We start from the raw sequence: 1,007 nt of genomic DNA on the forward strand, positions 1-1,007 counted from the left end.
GGTCCAATAGTGCGGCATTCCATGGTAACGGCCGTACAGGTACCTGATCGCTGCGCTCACCGCGATGGTCCGTCCCCCCGCAGTTTTAGCGTTGTTCAACCGCGCCATCACGTGCGTATCAAATATCCGGCGGCGAAACGCTTCGCACACAGCGGGTGTGTCCGCGAACAACGCGAAAGCAATCTGATCATAGGCGGCAACGTCGATCTTCAGGCGATCCAGCCACCCGAACTTGATATTGAACTGGTCGTTGCCCGACCGATAGCCGACACAAGGTTCTTGGACCACGCCCCATTTTCCAAACCGTTCGACAACACGGCCGATGATATAAACTTGGACGTAGTAATTCTTGAATTCCGAGACATTAGGCTCGGATGCGATCTCATTCCATTTGGCACGGTCTATCACCAGGGCGGACATGAAGCCCAGCAGATCACCCATCGTCGCGAACAGCGTACCGGCATCGGCGATCAGTTGTGTAGGCGGGATCCGACGGATGCCGGTCCGGCGCGTCATCGTCACGTCATAGTCGATCACGCCTAGCGTTAGACCGGTTACGCCGGGCCAACGCCGGATCGCTTCCAGCACCCGTGCTAGCCCGCCCGGTTCCAGATGGTCGTCGTCGCCCATCAGCCAGATGTAATCGCCCTTCGCCGCCTCCACGACCGCCAGGAAATTGCCGTCCACTCCCAAGTTCTTCGGCTGGGAAAGCAAGGTGTAGTGCTTGATGCGACCCTTATAGCCTTCGGCCACGGCGACCGTATTGTCCGGTGAAGCATCATCGCTGACCACGACCTCGATCTCGTCCTCCAAAGCTTGGGCGATGATGCTGTCTAACAATTCCGCCAGCATGGACGAGCGGTTGTAAGTCGGGATGCAGATCGAAATGGTCGGCATGGGTTTCGGTCTGCGGCCAGGATCGGTGGTTACACGGCGAGGCCGGCGCGCGCGATGAGCGGCTGCCACCAATGCTCGCAAGTCGTTCTCGTCCATCGTGCTCTCCTGGA

Annotated in this window: 1 protein-coding gene; it reads right to left on the bottom strand. The window is 58.7% G+C overall.

Annotated features, from left to right (window positions below; genetic code table 11):
* Positions 1 to 993, bottom strand: a 993-nt coding sequence (locus EOA22_RS35015; protein WP_164756241.1) for a glycosyltransferase family 2 protein, incomplete at its 3' end; no start/stop codon positions are given.
* Positions 994 to 1,007: the final 14 nt, after the last annotated feature.

It is taken from the genome of Mesorhizobium sp. M7A.F.Ca.US.014.04.1.1 (genome assembly GCF_003998745.1).
GTDB classification, from domain to species: Bacteria; Pseudomonadota; Alphaproteobacteria; order Rhizobiales; family Rhizobiaceae; genus Mesorhizobium; species Mesorhizobium ciceri.